The organism is Streptomyces mirabilis, assembly GCF_018310535.1.
Taxonomy (GTDB): domain Bacteria; phylum Actinomycetota; class Actinomycetes; order Streptomycetales; family Streptomycetaceae; genus Streptomyces.
In genome coordinates this window covers 104,935-123,682 of record NZ_CP074103.1, presented here as the reverse complement: position 1 = coordinate 123,682, position 18,748 = coordinate 104,935, and the positions used below count along the sequence as shown (strand labels likewise).

The 18,748-nt window shown below is 71.8% G+C and carries 22 protein-coding genes and 1 pseudogene; 10 read left to right on the top strand and 13 right to left on the bottom strand.

The genetic code is table 11. The features are described from left to right. Window positions 1–229: 229 nt before the first annotated feature. A complete protein-coding gene (locus SMIR_RS41155; protein WP_212728610.1) occupies window positions 230–520 on the top strand; it encodes a heavy-metal-associated domain-containing protein in 291 nt (96 codons plus the stop codon). Between the two features lie 534 nt (window positions 521–1,054). Here the strand turns inward: SMIR_RS41155 and SMIR_RS41150 are convergent. Further along, window positions 1,055–1,372 (bottom strand): metal-sensitive transcriptional regulator, encoded by a 318-nt coding sequence (locus tag SMIR_RS41150; RefSeq protein WP_212728609.1) that lies wholly within the window; start codon window positions 1,370–1,372, stop codon window positions 1,055–1,057. A gap of 488 nt (window positions 1,373–1,860) precedes the next feature. Between SMIR_RS41150 and SMIR_RS41145 the strand changes: the two genes are divergently transcribed. The 3 genes from SMIR_RS41145 to SMIR_RS41135 all read left to right on the top strand — a co-directional run bounded on the left by SMIR_RS41145 (window position 1,861) and on the right by SMIR_RS41135 (window position 2,947). Beyond that, a complete protein-coding gene (locus SMIR_RS41145) occupies window positions 1,861–2,064 on the top strand; it encodes a hypothetical protein (protein WP_212728608.1) in 204 nt (67 codons plus the stop codon). Window positions 2,065–2,083: 19 nt separating this feature from the next. Next, the gene (locus tag SMIR_RS41140; protein WP_212728607.1) at window positions 2,084–2,362 is read left to right on the top strand and encodes a hypothetical protein; all 279 of its coding nucleotides are present in this window, start codon (window positions 2,084–2,086) and stop codon (window positions 2,360–2,362) included. 348 nt (window positions 2,363–2,710) lie between these two features. Next, a complete protein-coding gene (locus SMIR_RS41135) occupies window positions 2,711–2,947 on the top strand; it encodes a hypothetical protein (protein ID WP_212728606.1) in 237 nt (78 codons plus the stop codon). A 387-nt stretch (window positions 2,948–3,334) separates the two neighbouring features. On the opposite strand, the gene SMIR_RS41130 is transcribed toward SMIR_RS41135, so the two are convergent. Continuing rightward, window positions 3,335–4,783: a molybdopterin-dependent oxidoreductase gene (locus SMIR_RS41130; protein ID WP_249938733.1), complete on the bottom strand. Its 1,449-nt coding sequence runs from the start codon at window positions 4,781–4,783 to the stop codon at window positions 3,335–3,337. Between the two features lie 72 nt (window positions 4,784–4,855). Between SMIR_RS41130 and SMIR_RS41125 the strand changes: the two genes are divergently transcribed. Both SMIR_RS41125 and SMIR_RS41120 read left to right on the top strand, forming a co-directional pair. Beyond that, window positions 4,856–5,470 carry a TetR/AcrR family transcriptional regulator gene (locus SMIR_RS41125; RefSeq protein WP_212728604.1) on the top strand — a complete coding sequence of 205 codons (615 nt, stop codon included), beginning with the start codon at window positions 4,856–4,858 and terminating at the stop codon, window positions 5,468–5,470. A gap of 3 nt (window positions 5,471–5,473) precedes the next feature. Then, window positions 5,474–6,340 (top strand): alpha/beta fold hydrolase, encoded by an 867-nt coding sequence (locus SMIR_RS41120; RefSeq protein ID WP_212728603.1) that lies wholly within the window; start codon window positions 5,474–5,476, stop codon window positions 6,338–6,340. Window positions 6,341–6,573: 233 nt separating this feature from the next. Here SMIR_RS41120 and SMIR_RS41115 read toward each other — a convergent pair whose 3' ends face one another. From SMIR_RS41115 to SMIR_RS41080, 8 genes are all read right to left on the bottom strand, one after another. Continuing rightward, on the bottom strand, window positions 6,574–8,148 hold the full coding sequence (locus tag SMIR_RS41115; protein ID WP_212728602.1) for a multicopper oxidase family protein: 1,575 nt from the start codon (window positions 8,146–8,148) through the stop codon (window positions 6,574–6,576). Window positions 8,149–8,200: 52 nt separating this feature from the next. Further along, the gene (locus SMIR_RS41110) at window positions 8,201–9,337 is read right to left on the bottom strand and encodes a sensor histidine kinase (RefSeq protein ID WP_212728601.1); all 1,137 of its coding nucleotides are present in this window, start codon (window positions 9,335–9,337) and stop codon (window positions 8,201–8,203) included. After that, window positions 9,337–10,053, bottom strand: coding sequence for a response regulator (locus tag SMIR_RS41105; protein ID WP_212728600.1), 717 nt, complete (start codon window positions 10,051–10,053; stop codon window positions 9,337–9,339). The genes SMIR_RS41110 and SMIR_RS41105 overlap by 1 nt, the downstream gene beginning before the upstream one ends. Window positions 10,054–10,081: 28 nt before the next feature. Continuing rightward, window positions 10,082–10,990: a zinc metalloprotease HtpX gene (gene htpX / locus SMIR_RS41100; protein ID WP_212728599.1), complete on the bottom strand. Its 909-nt coding sequence runs from the start codon at window positions 10,988–10,990 to the stop codon at window positions 10,082–10,084. 5 nt (window positions 10,991–10,995) lie between these two features. Further along, entirely contained in the window at window positions 10,996–11,268 is a 273-nt protein-coding gene (gene pspAA, locus SMIR_RS41095; RefSeq protein WP_422664548.1) for a PspA-associated protein PspAA, read from the bottom strand. Between the two features lie 2 nt (window positions 11,269–11,270). Then, complete coding sequence (locus SMIR_RS41090) at window positions 11,271–12,047, bottom strand: PspA/IM30 family protein (protein WP_212728597.1); 777 nt, start codon at window positions 12,045–12,047, stop codon at window positions 11,271–11,273. 136 nt (window positions 12,048–12,183) lie between these two features. Further along, the gene (locus SMIR_RS41085; RefSeq protein ID WP_212728596.1) at window positions 12,184–12,426 is read right to left on the bottom strand and encodes a DUF2933 domain-containing protein; all 243 of its coding nucleotides are present in this window, start codon (window positions 12,424–12,426) and stop codon (window positions 12,184–12,186) included. 124 nt (window positions 12,427–12,550) lie between these two features. Then, window positions 12,551–13,651, bottom strand: a complete 1,101-nt coding sequence (locus SMIR_RS41080) for a DUF475 domain-containing protein (protein WP_249938683.1) — start codon at window positions 13,649–13,651, stop codon at window positions 12,551–12,553. A 227-nt stretch (window positions 13,652–13,878) separates the two neighbouring features. Between SMIR_RS41080 and SMIR_RS41075 the strand changes: the two genes are divergently transcribed. Next, a complete protein-coding gene (locus SMIR_RS41075) occupies window positions 13,879–14,202 on the top strand; it encodes a metal-sensitive transcriptional regulator (RefSeq protein ID WP_212728595.1) in 324 nt (107 codons plus the stop codon). Window positions 14,203–14,256: 54 nt separating this feature from the next. On the opposite strand, the gene SMIR_RS44135 is transcribed toward SMIR_RS41075, so the two are convergent. Both SMIR_RS44135 and SMIR_RS41065 read right to left on the bottom strand, forming a co-directional pair. Next, entirely contained in the window at window positions 14,257–14,460 is a 204-nt protein-coding gene (locus tag SMIR_RS44135; protein WP_249938682.1) for an Hsp20 family protein, read from the bottom strand. Window positions 14,461–14,741: 281 nt separating this feature from the next. Next, window positions 14,742–15,338, bottom strand: coding sequence for an Rv1733c family protein (locus tag SMIR_RS41065; RefSeq protein WP_212728594.1), 597 nt, complete (start codon window positions 15,336–15,338; stop codon window positions 14,742–14,744). Window positions 15,339–16,247: 909 nt separating this feature from the next. Here SMIR_RS41065 and SMIR_RS41060 point away from each other — a divergent pair. Beyond that, a complete protein-coding gene (locus tag SMIR_RS41060) occupies window positions 16,248–17,120 on the top strand; it encodes a universal stress protein (protein ID WP_212728593.1) in 873 nt (290 codons plus the stop codon). A 218-nt stretch (window positions 17,121–17,338) separates the two neighbouring features. On the opposite strand, the pseudogene SMIR_RS41055 reads toward SMIR_RS41060, so the two are convergent. Continuing rightward, window positions 17,339–17,762, bottom strand: a pseudogene (locus SMIR_RS41055) (general stress protein); the annotation flags it as partial. A gap of 292 nt (window positions 17,763–18,054) precedes the next feature. On the opposite strand from SMIR_RS41055, the gene SMIR_RS41050 reads away from it, so the two are divergent. Both SMIR_RS41050 and SMIR_RS41045 read left to right on the top strand, forming a co-directional pair. Further along, window positions 18,055–18,483, top strand: a complete 429-nt coding sequence (locus SMIR_RS41050; RefSeq protein WP_212728592.1) for a hypothetical protein — start codon at window positions 18,055–18,057, stop codon at window positions 18,481–18,483. 70 nt (window positions 18,484–18,553) lie between these two features. Next, complete coding sequence (locus tag SMIR_RS41045) at window positions 18,554–18,721, top strand: hypothetical protein (RefSeq protein WP_212728591.1); 168 nt, start codon at window positions 18,554–18,556, stop codon at window positions 18,719–18,721. Window positions 18,722–18,748 lie beyond the last annotated feature (27 nt).

Genomic DNA, 18,748 nt, shown 5'->3' with positions numbered 1-18,748 from the left:
TAGCGGCAGCTGCTTGCGTAGCGTCGGCCTCCGGATGGCTGGGCGACTTTTCGGCTGGGTGTGGCCGCCGCAAGGGCCTGCCCGTGTGAGTCGCAGTCGCCCTGCCGCCACGAGACCCAGCCTCCCCTCGCGCGACCCTTGCGAATCAATACGGGTAGGGGGTATACAAGGGCCTCACGCGAATACCCCGTCCGGGTATTTCGATTTCGTGCCACCAGGAGATACCCACATGTCGTGCTGCAGCTCCGAGGGACACCATTCCGACGGCGGGACCGACATCGCGTTCGCTGCCGGCATCACCACCGTGTACACCGTCACCGGTATGACCTGCGGTCACTGCGAGCAGTCCATCTCCGCGGCCGTCTCCGCCATGGACGGTGTGCAAGCGGTGAAGGCCGATGCCGCCACTGGCCTGGTAACGGTGGTCTCCACCGCCGAGCCGAGTGACGCTCTCATCGGCGCCGCGATCGGCAACGCCGGCTACACCCTCTCCGGCCGCGCTTCGGCCCACGCCCACTGACCGGGCGCCTGGACAGGGACACGCCCATCGGGCTGCGCGCCCCGCCTGCTCCGGGGCGTCAACACCGCCCGGTCCGGCCAGGACCGCAGATACATCGACGCTGATCACCCCGGCTACGCTGGCCGGACCCGCCGGGGCTATTTCCCCCAGGCGATGCGGGAACCGAGTGCTCCCGCAGGCAGTCGGTCGCGCCGGGCCCTTGCTGTCACAGCCCCACCGGGCCGGAACGCGCAGCCGGCCGACTCGGTCTCGGCGATCCGAGGATTGCCGGGCCGTGGGCGATCGGCCTCAGGGCCCCTTACGACGATCCGTACCGCCGTCTCCTCGTCATGGCCCGTGCGTGGGGCTGATCAAGCACGCCCCACCGCGGAAGGTGGGGGCTACCGGGACCGGTAGTCCCCACCTTCCTTATAGGGCTCGCCCCCAACGTCGCGCCGAGGCCCATGAGCGCACCGTGCCGTTCTCCGGTGTTCCTCGTGGTTCCGTATGAACTCTGGTTGCCGTACCGAGGTGTCGGGAGACGCGGGTGCAGGATCAGGTGCGCATCAGCCGGGCGATGGCCTGGGAGGCCTCGGCGACCTTGTCCCGCGCCTCGTCGCCTCCAGCGGCGATGGCCTCGTGGACGCAGTGTCCCAGGTGGCCTTCCAGCAGTTGCACGGCCACCGCCTGGAGGGCCTTGGTGGTGGCTGAGACCTGAGTGAGTACGTCGATGCAGTACTGATCCTCCTCGACCAAGCGTTGCAGGCCACGGACCTGGCCCTCAATGCGGCGCAGTCGTTTGAGGACGGCGTCCTTGTCATCGTGATATCCCGGCGGTGCGTGCTCGCCCTCGCTAATCTCCATCTGGCCCATACCCCCTGAGAGTATTACCTGGCCGCACCGGAGGGGCGACGAACGTGAACCACGACTTGGCATCCGTCACGCCGACCCCCGGAATCCGACAAGGATCTCGGCGCCACCGCGCGCACGGAGGACGGCGACCGCCCCCGCCGACGACCTCGTAGGTCATTGTTGCCACGACGTCCCCCTCCTCGCGGCCGCTCTCTCACTGGCCGCCGACAGCGCGAACGCAGGGCACCGGGCCGCCACATGCGCCCGGCGGCATGCATGGGCCGTGATGCGGTTCGGCGGAGTGCTGCTGGTGGCGGCGGGCGTCATCAGGTGACCGGCGGGTGGGGACAACTGATCGCCCAACTCCAGACGCTGATCACCGGCTTCCAGCCTCCCTTGTGATTCCGGTCCCACCGAACTGGCGACAAACTCCCGAATTATCTAAATTACTTAGTAGACGGCTCATCGGCGGGCCGGATACGCGACCCGCCATTCACCGGGAGGTCGCCATGCCCCAGTTGCTGTATCCGCTCCTCCTGCTGGCCTGCCCCGTCGGCATGGGCCTGATGATGTGGTTCATGATGCGTGGCGGCGCCCACACCACTCAGCGAAGCGACACACCCTCGACGCACGCCGAACTGGACGAACTGCGCAGGGAAATCGCCGACCTGCGCGCCGCACAGAAGGACGCACGCCACCCCCTGCGGAGCTGAGCCGAAGACCCACAGCCCCGTGGCCGCCGCCGCAGTAGTGATCGCCGTACTGCTCTTCGCCACCATGCTCTGCGACACCACACGCCTGGTCACCCCTCGCTGGGCCCGCCGACCCCTGCTCGCCCTCCTCCGGCGGCGGCGCGCGGCACTGGAGGCCGAGGAACGGTGGAACACCGACCTGCTGCTGCATGGCCGGATTGACGGTCACTCCTACCAGCAGCGGATGAGCGGCCTCGCCCACGGCCAGCACCTCACCCGGCCTCGCTGGCGCCGACGGTCAAGCCATGATTGCTACTAAGCAAATTAGCGACTTAGGATGGCTGTCAGCCGTCGGCCGGAGGCCGGGATCAGGCGTCCCCCCGTCGCCAGGTCTGCCGGTCGGCGGTCTGATCTCAAGGAGCAGTCTCATAGGCGCCTGGCCCGCCCGCAGGTGGGCCACGGCAGCGGTGGCCGCGGTCAGCGCGGCACTCGTCGTCGGCGGGGCCGTGATCGGGTTGTGGCCGACGGGCGTGATGGATGAAAGTCATAATTCAAGGAAACGGCTCGCGCCCTGAACAGGGCACCTCTCGCATCCGTATCCCCGGCGCTGGCGTTCTCCGCCGCGCTTGTCCCTGCGGCTTGCTCCGGCGGGGGTGGCGGCGGTCAGGTGAATGACACAGGAAGCGCGACCAAGACCACCCCCGGCACGCAGGTGACGGTCACCGAGACCGAGTACGCGCTGAAGCTGTCCCGGGCCGCCTTCACACCGGGCACGTACGCCTTCACCGCCGACAACGCCGGCAAGGTCGCGCACGCCCTGGAGGTCGAGGGACCTGGCGTGTCGGAGGCCCAGACCAATCGAGCCAGGGCGGCCACAAGGGGCTGGGCATGGATCAGCGCTTGAATTCGGTTGACACCGCTGGCACCGCACCGACCGCCGTCGCATGACCTCTGAGGAAGAAACGGCCGTCGATCGTGGTGCTTTCCGCATGGTCGGGCCGACTTCCTTTGGGCGTGGGCCTCGCGCTCGCCGTGCTGGTAGAGGCCACACACGCGGCATCCTCGTCCCGGCCGTGATGCGGCAGGCCGGGCCAACTGGTGGGCGCCCGGTCCGCTGCGCCGTCTGCACGCCCGCATGGGCCTCACCGAGGAATGGGGCCGGGTGGCCCGCTCGGCCAGGCGCAGACGGCCCCCGCACCCGTCGGGCCGGCCGCGATCGCCCACCGCCGGTACCGGCCCCGAACCGAGGGCCGGGGCCGGACACCGGTGCAATGGCTGTATCAGGCCGTCATCAGGCCGTCGTGGTGACGGTGACCGTGTGGTAGCCGGAGGCTCCGGTGGGGAAGGGCGTCCGGGGCACCGGGCTCTGGAACTCTCCACCCCGGGCGACGCAGCGGGCCTGGATCGTGTGCCGGCCCGGGGGCAGGGCAAGCGGCAGGCGCCAGCGCCGCCAGGCTGCCGGGGCGAGTTCGCCAGCGAGTTCGGCCGGCTGCCACGGGCCGTCGTCGATCCGGATCTCGACCGTCTCGACTCCGTGCGGGGGCGCCCAGGCCACTCCGGCGCACACCAGCGGGCGGCCCGGCAGGCGCCCTGCGGCCGGCGTGTCGATGCGTGCCGTGGGGCGCACCGGCACCGGCTCGCGCGGCCATCCACGGGGGAGCCAGTAGTCCTGGTTCGGGTGCTCGGCCAGGCGCAGTCCGGTCAGCCATTTGGCACCGGTGAACTGTCCGTAGATACCGGGCACGAACACCCGGGCGGGGAACCCGTGCGCGGCGCTGAGCGGACGGCCGGCCATGCCCACCACCACATACGCGTCCTGCCGGCGCACGAGATCCAGCGGTAGCGTGCACTCCCACCCGTCGACGGCACGGGTCACCAGAAAACGGGCCGTGTCGTGCGGTTCGGCCTCGTCGAGGAGCGCGCGCAGCGGGAGTCCGGTCCAGCGCTGGTTGCCCAGCCGGTCCCAGCCCAGGCGGTTGTGAACGCAGGAGAGCACCGCGTCGAACTCGACCAGGTCCCGCTCCAGCAACTGCGCGTACGACAACCGAAGCGGTGCGGCGCACGCGCCGGTGACCTCCAGCCGCCAGACGTCCGGGTCGACCAGCGGGGGCCGCATGGCGACATCCGTGACGTAGAAGTCCTCGGCCGGCGTCATCAGGGGGCTGACCCCGGCCCAGGACTCGGCGCCGTCCCGCGAGGGCGGCAGGGGACGCGCCACTCGCAGCTTGGCGGCTGTCCGGTCGGTATCGTGCCGCGCCTGCTGCTGCCGCCGGGCGCGGAAGCCGACCGTCAGCGCGGTGCCGCCGGCCAGGGCGAGCGCGGGGGCGCGGCGGGCGGAGGCGGACAGCGCCAGCACCGCGGCCAGTGCTCCCACCGTGGTCGCGCCCAGCGCCCGGGCCTGGGAGCGGGGGTCGGCACCCGCGCCCGGCCGGCGCAGGACGAGGGCCGCACCGGCCGTGCCCGCGGCGGCGGACGCCAGGTCGCGAGGGAGGTAGCGGGGCATCCGCCCCAGCAGGGCGCCGACCCCGGTGAGCGTGGCGACGACCGTTGCCCGGATGGCCGGTTTGTCCGCGCCGCGCAGGTACTTCACGGTGCGTTCGACCACCGGCAGCGGGCCGGTGTCCACCACGAGCCTGCCTGCGGCGTCCACCGGGGAGACCGCCTGCCAGGCCGCCGCGAGCGCCTCGGCCGTTCCCGCCCCGACCAGCGCGGCCGCCGCACCCTGCTGCCAGGTGCCCATCACCCACCCCACTCTCTGACAAGGTTGTGTATCGTGAATGCAACACTAGCGTTGCACCGTTGGGGAGGGCGAGTGACCGGCAGCACAAGCCCGGTCCTGGACGAGGCGGTCCTGGCCGCGACGGCGCAGGTCCTGGCCGAGCACGGCTGGCACGACTTCACCCTCGAACGGGTGGCACAGGCCGCGGGCGTCTCCCGCGTCACGCTCTACCGGCGGGGCATCACCAAGGACGTGCTGCTGGACGCCCTGGTGGTGGGGGCGGCGCAGGCCTGGCAGGCCGCCCTGTGGCCGGCCGTGACGGGGCCCGGGGACGGTGCGGCCCGCTTGCTCCAGGCGATGCGCGCGGCGTGCGCGGTGGTCGAGGAGCATCTGCGGCTGCTCACAGGGCTGTCCACGCTGCCCGATCCGGTCTTCCACCTCGACGGGACCGAGGACGACGGCGGTCGCGGCACCCGCGAGGTGTACATCAGCCCGTTCCGGCGCCTGATCCAGGACGGCCAGGCCGACGGCAGTGTACGGCCGCACCTGGAGGCGGAGCAGACCGCGACGCTGCTGTTCAACCTGCTCACCCGCACCTACCTGCACATGCGCGTCGGCCACCGCTGGCGTTCCGCCCAGGCCGCCGACTTGCTGCTGGAACTGATCACCCCCGGACTTCTGACCCGGCCCGCCGACCCAGAGGAGTAGCCCATGGCCACCGCCGTCGCCGCGCTCGGCCCCGTGAAGGACGTGGAACTTCCCGACGGAGTCATCCGCTACCACGCCACCGGTGCGGGCCCGCCGATCGTGTTCGTCCACGGGATCATCGCCAACGCCGACGTCTGGCGCGGCGTCGTGGCCCGATTGCGCGACCGCTACCGCTGTATCACCCCCGACTGGCCGCTGGGCGGCCATGTCCAGCCCATGCGCCCCGGCACCGACTTCACCCTGTTCGGACTCGCCGACCTCGTCCGGCGCACCATCGCCGCCCTGGACCTGACCGCGCCCGCCCTGGTCGGCAACGACACCGGCGGCGCCATCTGCCAGGCCGTGGCCGCCCGCCACCCGGAGGCCATCGGCTCCCTGGTGCTGACCCCCAGCGACGCCTTCGACAATTTCCTGCCCTGGCCCATCCGCCACCTGCAGCTCTTCGGCCGCACCCCGGTCGGACTGAAGGTCCTCGCCGAGACCCTGCGCCTGCGCCCCGTCCAGCGGCTGCCGATCGCCTTCGGCCTGCTCACCCGGCGCCCCATCCCCGCCGACATCATGGCCAGCTACACCGGCCCGCTGCGCGACCACCCCGAGATCCGCCGGGACTTCGCCCGCCTGGTGCGCGCCATCTCCCCCGCCTTCACCCGGGAAGCTGCCGAAGGACTGCGGACCTTCCCCCACCCCGCCCTGATCGCCTGGGCCCGGCAGAACTTCTTCCCCCTCGCCCACGGCGAGCGGCTGGCCGGCCTCATCTCCGACGCCCGGCTGCGCGTCATCGAGGACTCCGGGCCCTTCGTCACCGAGGACCAGCCCGAGCACACCGCCGCCCTCATCGAGGAGTTCCTGCGGGAAGCCGCCCCACGCTGACCACGCGGCGGCCGCGAGCCCGGCGCACAGCACCGCCCACCGGTGAGGCCGCCGCGGCGGGCCAAGAGCTCCGGTCGGGCGGTAGCCGGGGGACTCCGGCGCGGCCCCGCCGAGACCGACAGGCCGACGGGCGCACGGAGTTCGCACCGACCTCGCCCGGCTCGCCCACGCCGGATGCGCGATGCGGTGCGGAACGGGCTATTTCCCGTTCCGCACCGCGCGCCGACACACCCCTACTTCTTCACGTAGGACAAAGTGGTCAGCATCCCGGCTTCGGCGTGGTAGATGTTGTGGCAGTGCAGCGCCCATTGACCGGGGTTGTTCGCGTCGAGATCGACGGTGACCCGGCTCATCGGCGGCACGATGACGGTGTCCTTGCGCGGTCCCGGGGCGGAGCCGGTGACCAGCTGGAAGGTGTGGCCGTGCAGGTGCATCGGGTGCCACATCATGGTTTCGTTCTTCAGGACCAGCCTGATCCGCTGGCCTTGCCGGACCGGCAGCGTGGCGCTGCCTTCCTTCGCGGCGGCTATGCCCCACTTGTACGTGGTCATGGTGCCGGTCAGGTTGACGGTGTAGGTCCGCTCGGGGGTGCGTGCGGGCAGCGCGGCAGCCCGGGTGGCGTGAAGGTCGGCGTAGGTCAGGAGCCGGCCGGCCAGTTCCTTCACCTTGGTGTCGGGCATGGGGTTTGTGCCGGTCCCCGTACGGAGCACCGCCAGTGCCTGCGCCGACGTTCCTTCGGCCTTCGCGACCAACGGGACCGCCCCGGAGCGGGGCACGGTGACGACCGCGTCGTAGCGCTCGCCCATGCCCAGCAGAATGGTGTCCGCCGTGACGGGCCGGACCGGGAATCCGTCCGAGGCGGTGACGGTCAGCCTGCTGCCGCCGACCGCGACCCGGAAGGGGGTGGTCGAGGCGGCGTTGATGATGCGCAGCCGGATGCGCTCCCCGGGCGTGACCGTGACGGTGGCGGGGTCGGTCGCAGGGCGGCCGTTGATGAGGTAGTACGGGTACGTCAGGTCGGTGGTGTCCTCGCCCAGCGGGCTGGTCCGGGTGGGCATGTTCTCGCTCATCTGCGAACCGCTTGACGAGCTGTCCGACGAGGCGCTGCTCATGCCGGGCATGGATCCCATGTCCGGGGACCCTGTGCCGGAGGAGTCCATCCCGGTCGTGGCGCCGGAGCGGAGTTTGGTGAGGACCTGGTCGGGGGTTTGGCCGGTGCCGTCGATCCAGTCGTCGAGCAGGACGGTGATGTCGCGGCGCGGCGCCGTGGTGTCGCGGGGGTCGTCCACGATGAGCGGCCCGTACAGTCCGCGGTCCAGCTGCGTGCCGACGTGGCTGTGGTAGAAGAACGTGCCCGGATCGGTCACCGTGAACCGGTACACGAACTGCCCGCCGGGCTTGATCGCCTTCTGGGTCACGTCGGGCACGCCGTCCATGTCGTTGCGCAGCGCGATCCCGTGCCAGTGCACGGTCAGCGGCTGGGGCAGCCGGTTGATCACCCGGGCGCGCAGGACGTCGCCCGCGTTGACGCGGATCTGTGGGCCGGGCACGGTTTGGTTGAAGGCCCAGGTGGTGACCTTGCGGCCGTCGAGCCGGAGCGTGGTGGGGGCGGCCGTCAGGGTCACGTCCCGCACGCGGGCGTCCTTCGCCCGGCGGGCGGCCTCGGCCGTGCCGACGGCGCGGTCGCCCGGCCCGACCAGGGCGGAAGCCCTGGGTTTCGGCGACCCGCTCGCCCACAGGCCGATACCGACCCCGGCGCCCGCGACCAGGGCGACCAGCCAGCGGGGTGTGAACCATCGTGTGCTCATTCTGTGTTCCTCCTATGAGCTCCGATGATTCAGGCGGATTGTGACGATTCCGTCAACCTCCGACGTTGCTTCCCTGAAGGCCGGGGCCGTCGTTCGCAGCCGGGAGGCTGATCCGGAAGACGGCCCCCAGGCCGGGCCCGGCACTGTCGGCGGTGATGGTGCCGCCGTGCGCGTGGACCAGGGCGCGGGCGATGGCCAGTCCGATGCCGGAGCCGCCGTGGGCGCGGTCGCGGGCGGGGTCGGCCCGGTAGAACCGTTCGAAGACGTGAGGCAGGTGTTCGGCGGCGATGCCCTCGCCGGTGTCCGCGACGCTGAGCATCACCCCCGCACCGACCGGTTCGGCGGCGAGGGTGACGGCGCCGCCGGCCGGGGTGTGGCGCAGCGCGTTGGTGAGCAGGTTGACGAGCACCTGCACGAGCCGGTCGGCGTCCGCCTCCAGCGCCGGGGTGCGGGGGGCGACACTGACGCGCAGGTCCACGCCCTTGGTCTGGAAGGCGGGGCGGACGGCGGCCGCGGCCGCTTCCAGCAGCCGGGCGGAGGGCACGGTGGCCCTGCTCAGGGTGAGCCGGTGTTCCTCGGCGCGGGAGACCAGGGAGATGTCCTCGACCAGCCGGTGCAGCCGGGTGGTCTGCGCGTCCAGCACCTGCAGGGTGTGCGCGTCGAGGGTGCGCACCCCGTCGGCCAGGCCCTCGAGGTACGCCTCGATGGTGGCGAGCGGGGTGCGCAGCTCGTGGGCGACGTCACCGAGCAGCCGGCGGCGGGTGCGCTCGGTGCTCTCCAGGGCGTCGGCCATGGTGTTGAAGGCGCCGGTGAGGGCCTCGAACTCGGGCCCCAGGTGCGGCGCGTCCAGGCGCGCGGTGTAGTCCCCGTCGGCGAGGCGGGCCGCCGCGCCGGCCAGGGCACGCACGGGGCGCGACAAGCGGCGGGTGAGGAGCACGGCGGTGACGACGGCGGCGATCAGACATGCGGCCATGGCGATGGCCAGCGCGATGCCGCCCGCGGCCAGGAAGGCGTCCTCCAGGTGCCGGGACAGCTGCGGGGAGACCGTGCCGACCGCGCGGCGCAGGTGGCGCCTCAGCAGCGGTGGGCCGATGACGAAGGCGACGGTGGCGAGGGCGAGGAGCCCGGCGAGTACCACGAGCAACTGGGCGATCACCAGCCGCCCGGTCAGGCCCGGGCGCCGGGGCATCAGCCGGGGCCCATCCGGTAGCCGATCCCGCGCACGGTGAGCACGAACCGGGAGGCGACCGGGTCGTCGCTCAGTTTGCGCCGCAGCCGGGCGACGTGGACGTCCACGATGTGCTCATCCCCGCCCCACTCCGGTCCCCAGACCCGCTCGATCAGCTGCCGTCGGCTGAACGCCAGGCGGGGGCGCGAGGACAGCGCCTCCAGCAGGTCGAACTCCAGCCGGGTCAGCTCGACCGGGCGGCCGGTGAGGGTGACCTCCCGGGCCTCCGGGTCGATGGTCAGCTCGCCGAACCGGCGGACCAGCGCGTGACCCGGCGCCGGCTGCCCGCCGCGGGGGCGGCGCAGCATCGCCTTGATGCGGGCGACCAGCTCCCGCGGGCTGAACGGCTTGGTCAGGTAGTCGTCGGCGCCCACCGACAGGCCGATGAGCTTGTCGACCTCCTCCACGCGGGCGGTCAGCATGATGACGTACGCGTCGCTGAAGGTGCGCAGCTGCCGGCACACCTCCACGCCGTCGATGCCGGGCATCATCACATCCAGGACCACCACGTCGGGTGCCGCGCTCCGGGCCAGATCCAGGGCGTCCACGCCGTTGCGTACGACGTCCACGGCGAACCCCTCGCGGGACAGGTAGTCGCCGACCAGCCGGCCCAGCTCCGCCTCGTCGTCCACCACCAGGGCGTGCGGGTGCGCCTGCGCAACAGGGCCGTCGCTCATCCGGGATCCTCCTTGACGTGCTGCTCGCTCAGCCCGGGCGGCCCAGCTCGGCGGAGATCTCGGCGAGCTGGTCGAGGCGGCGCTGGAGGGTGGGGTGGGTGGAGAACAGGTTGGCCACGACCGTGCCCGGGCCGAGGGCGGGGGTGAAGAAGAAGGCGTTGAACGCCTGGGCGGTGCGCAGGTCCTGGGTGGGGATGCGGGCGATGTCGCCGCTGACCTTGGTCAGGGCCGACGCCAGGGCGGAGGGCTTGCCGGTGAGCATGACGCCCGCCCGGTCGGCGGCCAGTTCCCGGTAGCGGGACAAGGCGCGGATGAGCAGGAAGCTGAGGGCGTAGACGAGGGCGGAGACCGCCATGACGGCGAAAAGGAGCGCGGCGGTGTTCTGGTCGTCGCGCCGGTCGCGCCCGCCGAAGAGCTGGGAGTAGAAGGCGAAGCGGACCATGAGCCCGGCGATCACGCCCAGGAACGAGGCGATGGTGATGACCGCGACGTCGCGGTGCGCGACGTGGGACAGCTCGTGGGCGAGTACGCCCTCCAGCTCGTCGGGTTCCAGGCGGCGCTGCAGGCCGGTGGTGACGCAGACGACGGCGTGGTTGGCGTTGCGGCCGGTGGCGAAGGCGTTGGGCATGTCCATCCGGGAGAGCGCCACCCGGGGTTTGGGCATGTCCGCGGTGGCGCACAGCCGGTCGATGATCCCGTGCAGCTGGGGCTCCTCCTCGGGGGTGACGAGGCGGCCGTGCATCGCGAACAGGGCGATCCGGTCGGAGAACCAGTACTGCGCGGCCAGCAGACCGGCGGCGATGACCACCACGATGATCCACGACTTGAGCAGCGCGATCAGCACGGCGACGAACGCCACGTACAGCAGTCCGAGCAGGAACAGCGTGACACCCATGCGGGCGGTCAGCTGCCGGTCGGGAGCGAAGCGGCTGCGCACGGCCGTCACCCCGGAATCAGGCCCTCGCCGGCCAGCAGCGCCTGCACCTCGTGGAGGGTGGCGTCCTCGTCGGGGAGGATCAGGTTGGACGGCGCGAGCGTGTCGGGCGGGAGCGGGGTTCCCAGGGATCGTACGGTGTCCAGCAGCGCCCGCAGCGCGGTGGCGAACGCCTGCTCGTCGCCGGAGGCTGCGGCCGACTGCACCGGGGCGTCCAGCTCGTTGAGCTGGTTCAGGTGAGCGTCGGCGATCTCGTACTGGCCTTCGCCGAGAATCCGCATGATCACGACGATCCCTCCTTGTCGGCTCCGGCCTCCGCGGGCCTGCCGTCCTCCAGGGCGGGCGCGGCGGGGGCGGGCGCGAGCTGCTGCTTCATCCGGGCCAGCTCCAGCTCGACGTCCCCGCCCGCAGTGGCCCGGTCGAGTTCGGCCTGGATGTCGTCCCGGCCGGCCGGGAGGGTGGCGTCCTCCAGAGCGCCGGAGGCGATCAGCTCGTCCAGCGCCCCGGCGCGGGCCTGGAGCTGCTCGGTCTTGTCCTGGGCTCGCTGGATGGCCATGCCGACGTCGCCCATCTCCTCGCCGATGCCGGTGACGGCCTCGGTGATCCGGGTCTGCGCCTCGGCGGCGGTGTAGGTGGCCTTGATGGTCTCCTTGTGGGTGCGGAAGGCATCCACCTTGGTTTCAAGACGCTGTGAGGCCAGGGTGAGTTTCTCCTCCTGGGCCTGCAGCGCGGCATGCTGGCCCTGCAGGTCGGTGATCTGCGCGGTCACCGCCGCCCGGCGTCCCACGGCCTCGCGGGCGAGGTCCTCACGTCCGATGGCCAGTGCCTTCTGGGCCTGGTCCTGCAGCTTGCCGCCGGACTGCTCCAGGGTGCGCGTCTGCAGTTCGAGGCGTTTGCGGCTGGTGGCGACGTCCGCCACGCCGCGCCGTACCTTCTGCAGCAGCTCCCGCTGCTGCTCGTAGGAGTAGTCCAGGATCTCGCGCGGGTCCTCGGCCCGGTCCAAGGCCTTGTTCGCCTTGATCCGGAACAGGTTCGCGATGCGGCGGGCGATGCTGCTCATGGCCTCTCACTTCCTCCCGGCCCACGACCGTGACGGGGTCGGGCCGCTGATTCGGCTGCCTTGAATCCACCATCCCCCGCGCCCGGCCGCCAGGCACGGGGAGCCTGTCCTCCAGCCGTGACGGGTCTGTGGACGGTCAGTGGTGATGCGGTCCCCTCTTCCTGAGGTCGGCCCCGTCGTGGTTCCCGTGCTGGTGGTCGGCGTTCGTTCCATCGCCGTGGCCGCCGTGCATGAAGGCCATGCTCAGCGGGCACGCCACCACGAGCGCGAGCAGCACCAGCACAAGCGGCGGCACGCCGAGCCAGAGCAGAACAGCAACGGCGGCGACCGCGGCCGCGACGCCTGTGAGCAGTTTCGATGTGATCTCCGGCTCCCACATCTCTTGGATTCGTTGCCGTGGATCTCCCTTTGTTCTCCACCCTCGCCCACCAACGGGAACCCCGCATGGGTACTAAGGGTCTTAGCGTTGGGCCGAAGGTCCCTTCCTCGCTGCCGGGCGGCGCTCAGCGTCGTACGGGGCCAGCTTCCCGGTCCGTGTCCTGGTCCGGCCGACCGCTCTGTCGGCGGCGGTTGCGGGCGAGCGAGGAGAGGAAGGAGGCGCCGATGAGTGCCACGCCGATGCCGCCGGTGACCACCTGCGGCACGTCGTACTTGATCGTGACGAGGAGGATGACGGCGAGCGCGCCGATCGCGTAGTGCGCGCCGTGCTCCAGGTAGACGTAGTCGTCCAGGGTGCCGCGACGCACCAAGTGTACGGTCAGTGACCGGATGTACATCGCGCCGATCCCCAGCCCGAGCGCGATCTGGAAGATGTTCTGGCTGATGGCGAACGCGCCGACCACGCCGTCGAAGGAGAACGAGGCGTCCAGCACCTCCAGGTAGAGGAACAGGAAGAACGCGGCCTTGCCCACGGCGATGGCGCGCGGCCGTTGCCGGGTGAGCGCGGGGGCCGGGTCGGCCTGTGCTTCCTCCGCCGGGGCCTGGAAGTACTGGGACAGGCCGCCGACCGCCAGGTAGGCGATCAGTCCCAGCGTCCCGGCCAGCAGCACGGTGGAGGAGCTGGGCCCGGCCAGGGTCGCGGCGGCGGTCGCCAGCGCGGCCAGGGCGACCAGGACCGACAGCCGGTCGAGGCCGCCGGCCCTTGCCAGGGCGCGTTCCAGCGGCGGCAGCCAGTGGATGTCCCGCTCGGCGAGGAGGAAGTCCAGGGCGATCATCAGCAGGAACATGCCGCCGAAGGCGGCGATGGCCGGGTGGGCGTGTTCCAGGTGCGCCGCGTAGGAGTCCGGGTCGCCGATCGCCATGCCGAGGACGGCCCCGGGGCTCAGCCTGGTGGTCACCGAGACCACCAGTACCGGGAAGACCAGCCGCATCCCGAAGACCGCGATCAGGATGCCCACGGTCAGGAACATCCGCTGCCAGAACGCGTCCATCCGGCGCAGCACGGTGGCGTTGACCACCGCGTTGTCGAACGACAGCGACACCTCCAGCACGCCGAGGACCGCCACCGCGGCCAGCCCGCCGGGCCCCCAGGCCAGCAGCGCCGCCCCCAGGCCCAGCAGCGTCACGCCGAAGGACCAGCCGAAGGTGCGCAGTACAGACATCATCGGGCTCCTCGGGCTCCTCGCTTCCCACGGCGCGGGGCGGGCCCCGGGGATCGCGCGTGGCGGACACCGCCACCCTCCCGCCGCCGGGAACCGGCCGGACAGGGGCCCCTCGGCCCCCGCCCGGGGCCGAGGGGCCCCTACACGGTGGGGGTATCGGCGCCGAGAGTGAAAGGTGCGCGGCCCGAACGGGCAGCGGTTTCACCAGCCCCTGCGCGGAGGTGAGCGGGATGGTCACCGTCCCCGGCGGACATGACCCGCAGCATGCGGGACCGGGCGGCGTCCACAGCCGCAAGGAGGACCACCTGGCCCGGATGCACCGGGTGGAGGGACAGGTGCGAGGGGTGACCCGCATGGTCGAGGACGAGCGCTACTGCATCGACATCCTCACCCAGATCAGCGCCGTCACCCACGCCCTGCAGGAAGTCGCCCTGGGCCTGCTCGACGACCACGCCCGGCACTGCGTGCTCGACGCGGCCCGGCTCGACCCGGAGACGGCCGAGGCCAAGCTCGACGAGATGACCACCGCCCTGCGCCGCACCCTGCGCCTGTGACCCGGCGGCCACAGCAGCCCCCCGGCATCAGCGAGTGCCCCTGGAGCGACTCGCTCAGGCCGCATGCCCGGGCCGCGTGCCCGACTTCGTTTCGGGGACCGGGACCGGGATGGTCACTACACCGTGCCTGTACGCCGCGGGCGCGTCCTCGCCGCAGGCCCCGGCGGGCAGCCGGACCGCGCGGGCGAAGGTGCCGTAGCGGAACTCCGTGCTGTTTCTGCATCTTTGCCCGGAGCGCTCCGTCGGTGGCGTCGGCACCCTCTTCCCTCACGCTGATCTCGACGTCCTCGGCCGGTTCGATGCCCGGGAGTTCGGCGGACAGGACGTACGTCCTTCCGCGATGCGCTCCTCGGCCCGGGAAGCCCTCTCTTGAGCCTGCCGGATCCGGCAGCGGGCCCGGCCACCGCCCGATCGTTGCAGTCATCACGCGCCACCGCCGCTGCTGAGGCGCCGGTTCCTGTCGCCTCCCGGCGTCCGGCGGCCGGGGCGGCGCCCTCCAGAGCCGGTCGGACTCTGTGCGCAGGCCGACCGGTCCCGGATCACGTGGTCCTGCGCCGCCACTGCGGTCCGACCAGGGCCCACTCCCGGCCCCACTGGTCGTAGTGCCGCCGGTCGAGCCGCCACCGCAGGGCCCGTCCGGCCGCGAACGTCACACCGCCGAAGGCGAACGCGGCCCCGGCGCCCACAACGACTGCCTCGAAGGCTGCCCCGGTGGCGGTCGGCGGCTCCTTCGTGAGCTTTCCGTCAGTGTCCGTCCAGACCAGGACCCTCGCGCCGGCCTTCTGCCCGGCGTCCACCTGGGCCCGGCCGGTTTGCGGGGTGCCGTCCGACGCCCTCCAGCGGACCTCCGCGCCAACGCGGCCGTCGGTCGACACGCCGGCTCCCGCCGGTACAGCCCGGGTGGTGCTCTCGAGGAGCACGGCCCGCACCGTGTGGCGCTCGGCGCGCAGGCTCGCCAGGGACTCGTCGGTGGCATGGGCCGCCAGCGCGCCGACAAGGGTGCCGCCCAGCGCCATGACCGTCCACACGGCCAGCACGATCCATGCCTCAACGATGTCGTCGTGCCGGCGCAGCGGATTGCTCCGCCACCGCCACATCAGCCGCTTCGTACGCTTCGTACGCTGTGCCTTGCGCATCGGACCGCACCTCCCATCGGCATCACTGTCCCGACGGTGACACCCGGTCACGGGCCACGGCAGGGGCCGACCAGACGGCATCGCGGGGCCGTTCGGGACCCACTCGCCTGCGGCCCTGGGCCGTTCAGCCCGGGCCTGGCAGGGGGATGGCCGGGCTCCGTGCCGGGCGCGTCCGGCTTGATAGGTCCCCGGTGGGGGACCACCGGCCCTACGCCGCACCGCCCCAAGGGGCGCAGGCCCAAAGGACGGCAGCGCCGTTGTGGCGCCAGTCCGGGAGGAGGACATCATGCGATCCGCGACCCTTGACGCCTCGACCTTGGAAGCCTGCATCGGCCGCGGCGGCCGCGCCCTCGGTCTGCAACACGCAGCCGTGGCGCTACCGGCCGGACCCCGAGACCCTCACCCTCCAGGTGCGCGCGGTCCCGGGTGGAGCGCACCCGCGCGATCTGCGCCTGCAGGTCCTCCAGCAACTCATCCAGCCGCAGCTGAGGCGCCGCCGCCCCGGTGCCACGCGTAGCGCGCCCGTGTCCTCGTCCACGCAGGCTCATGTGTTTCCTTTGGGATGGAACTGCCACCGATCTGGTGCCGGGGTCACGGACCGGGCCTGTGCAGCGGCGAGGGATACCTGCCGGACGTGCTGCTCGGAAATGCGGACGGATTCCCGACGGTGGATGCTGGTCAGGCGGGTGCCTGAGCACTCCACGGGCTCGCCCAGCCCCCCGCGCCCCGCGGGTCTGGCCAGGGCAGCAAGCGGCGCGGCGGCGTGCCCACGTGGTGGTCGTCACCGCGGGCCTCGAGATCCGCAGCCGCTGCCGGGTTCCCAGGCCCGTGTGACTCCTGCGGCATGGGTTCGATGCGGGAAGCCTGTCCGCCATACCCCGACGTCGTGCCACCACGGAGGTACCGGCCATGGAAGCAGTCGTCACCGCGGGCCTCGACGGGTCCCCGGAGAGTCTGTCCGCCGCACGCTGGGCGGCAGATGAGGCTGTGCGGCGCGGGCTCCCGCTGCGCCTTATCCACGCGTGGGTCCCGCTTGCGTCCACGGCGGCGGACATCCCGGGAAAGGACACGCAACGCCACTGGGCACACCGCATCCTGCGTGATGCGGAGAGTGAACTGCGCGAGCTCCACCCCGGCCTGCCCCTCACCACGGAACTGGCCTCGCAGGATGCCACCGCCGCGCTGCTCACTGCCGGGGCAGCCTCCGAGATGCTGGTGCTCGGCTCACGAGGCATCGGCCCGGTCAAAGGCTTCTTCCTCGGCGACATCGGTCTGCATGTGGTGGCGCGAGCCGACCGGCCCGTCGTCCTGGTCCGCGCCGACGAGCGGCAGGACGAGCAGGCATCCTGTGCTGAGGCCACCGGTGTGGTCGTGGGACTGAGCCTGCGCCGGCGGTGCGAGGAGGTGCTGGAGTTCGCCTTCGGTGCCGCCGCCCGGCGCGGCACCACGCTGCGTGCCGTCCACTGCAGGACTCTGCCGGTCCCGGCCTCCAGTCTGTGGTCCTCGAGCCCCGAAACCGCCGAAGCCGTCGCAAGAGCGCTGGGCCAGGAACTGGGCACGGCGCTGCGCCCGTGGCAGGAAAAGTTCCCCGGGGTGCGGGTCATCGATGAGGTCACGTTCGACAGCGCCGCACGGGCCATGGCGAGCGTGGCGTCGGGATCCGCCCTCCTGGTCGTGGGCCGCCGACGGGACCGCCCCGCCCTGGCACCGGGCATCGGTCCAGTGACCCACGCCGCCATCCACCACGCGCCATGCCCGGTCGCTGTCGTCACTCACGACTGATCCGGGGAATCCGTGGCCTTCACAAGCCCCGTCCGCACAAGCCACGGACGCATCAGCACGGCGGACGCAGCTCGCCAGCGACCGATAGAACCGGCGACAACAACGACCGTCGGGTGGGCACTTCGGGTGACGCGACTGCGTATCCGAAGCCCTCTTTGCCGGCCGAGGAGGAAGGTGGTGTCCGCCGCCCTGCCCGCATGGTCGGCGCGGGGCACGGGTCAGTCTTCGCGCCAGGCCAGTTTGATCAGCACGGTCCTGGCCTCCTCGGCGGCCTCGGTCTCGGCGACCACGTCGTAGCGGGCGGCCACGATCTGGCTGCGGGAGGAGAAGTCGCGACGGCCGCCGCTGAGGGCATGACCGGCGAAACCGAAGACCGCGCCGTAGGCCAGCACGCTCAGCATCAGAACCAGGACATGGTAGTTGCCCGCGGCGAACACCGACAGCAACAGCCCGACCAGCAGCCCGAACCAGGCGCCGGTGCCGGCCCCCGCCAAGGCGGCCCGGCCGCGGGTGAGCCGGCCGAGCACGGTCTCCACCATGCGCAGGTCCGAACCGATGATCGCGGTGCGTTCCACCGAATTTACTGTCGGACAGAAAATCGACCGCGCGCTGGGCGCCGGCGTAGGCCGGGTACGAGCCGACGACCGGACGGCCGACCGCCTCGGTGGACGGATGCTGGGTCGGACGCCACCCTGCCGGCCTGGCGGGACGACATCCAGGCCGAGCTCGCGTACGACGGCCGTGGAGACGGTGAGAGCCGGGCCGGTCAGCAAGGCCGAGGCCGAACCCGAAACTCGAAGGCGTCCTCGCCCATGAGCTCTCCCACGTCGCGCACCGTGACGTCGATCCCCACCGGAGCCGGCCGGGCCCGTCAGCCGGGAAGAGGTCGCACGGCTGCTGGCGGACCACCGCATCAGCGGGCTGCCGATCGTCGATGTACGAGAAGGTCATCGGCGTCATCTCCGAGACCGACCTCATGCTCCGCCAGGCGAAGACTGCCGAACACGGCAAGCCGGTCCGGCTGACCTTCCGCCGCGAGGAGACCTCGGCCTGCTCCCAGACCGTCCTGCTGGACGCCTTCGACAGGCACGCCGACCTGCCCGAAGGCACGCTCGTGCCGGTGGAGTTCGTCCCCGCCGAACCCGGCGAGTACCCCAGGCCGGGCGGCGCTCAGCAGCCGACCGGGCCGAATGATGGGGCCGTGCGGTCCCGGACACGTACCGAGCGGCCCATGCCCCGCCCGGCCAGGCGGTCGCACGATGGCGGTGAGGCGATCCAGAGGAGGGGCCAGGATCGCGGGCCCCGCGTCCTTCGCGGTCGCCCCCGCGGCCTCAAAACCCCGACCGACCGGACAAGCCAGTGAACACACGTACACGCAGTTCTCATGCCGCTCGTACGGCCGACCCGTACAGCGCCAGCCGAAAGGCAGACCCGTGATCTTCCTCGTCGCAGCTCTCCTGATTCTCGGGATCGTGCTGGGTTCGGTGGCACACCTCCCCGTCCCGGTCAGCCTGGTCGCCGGCGCCGTGATCGGCGCTTGGCTCCTCGCCTTCACCGTGCGCCGGCGCCACGTGCGCCACGTGCGCCACCTGCACCACTGACCTCACACCGCCCGAAGGAACAGAACC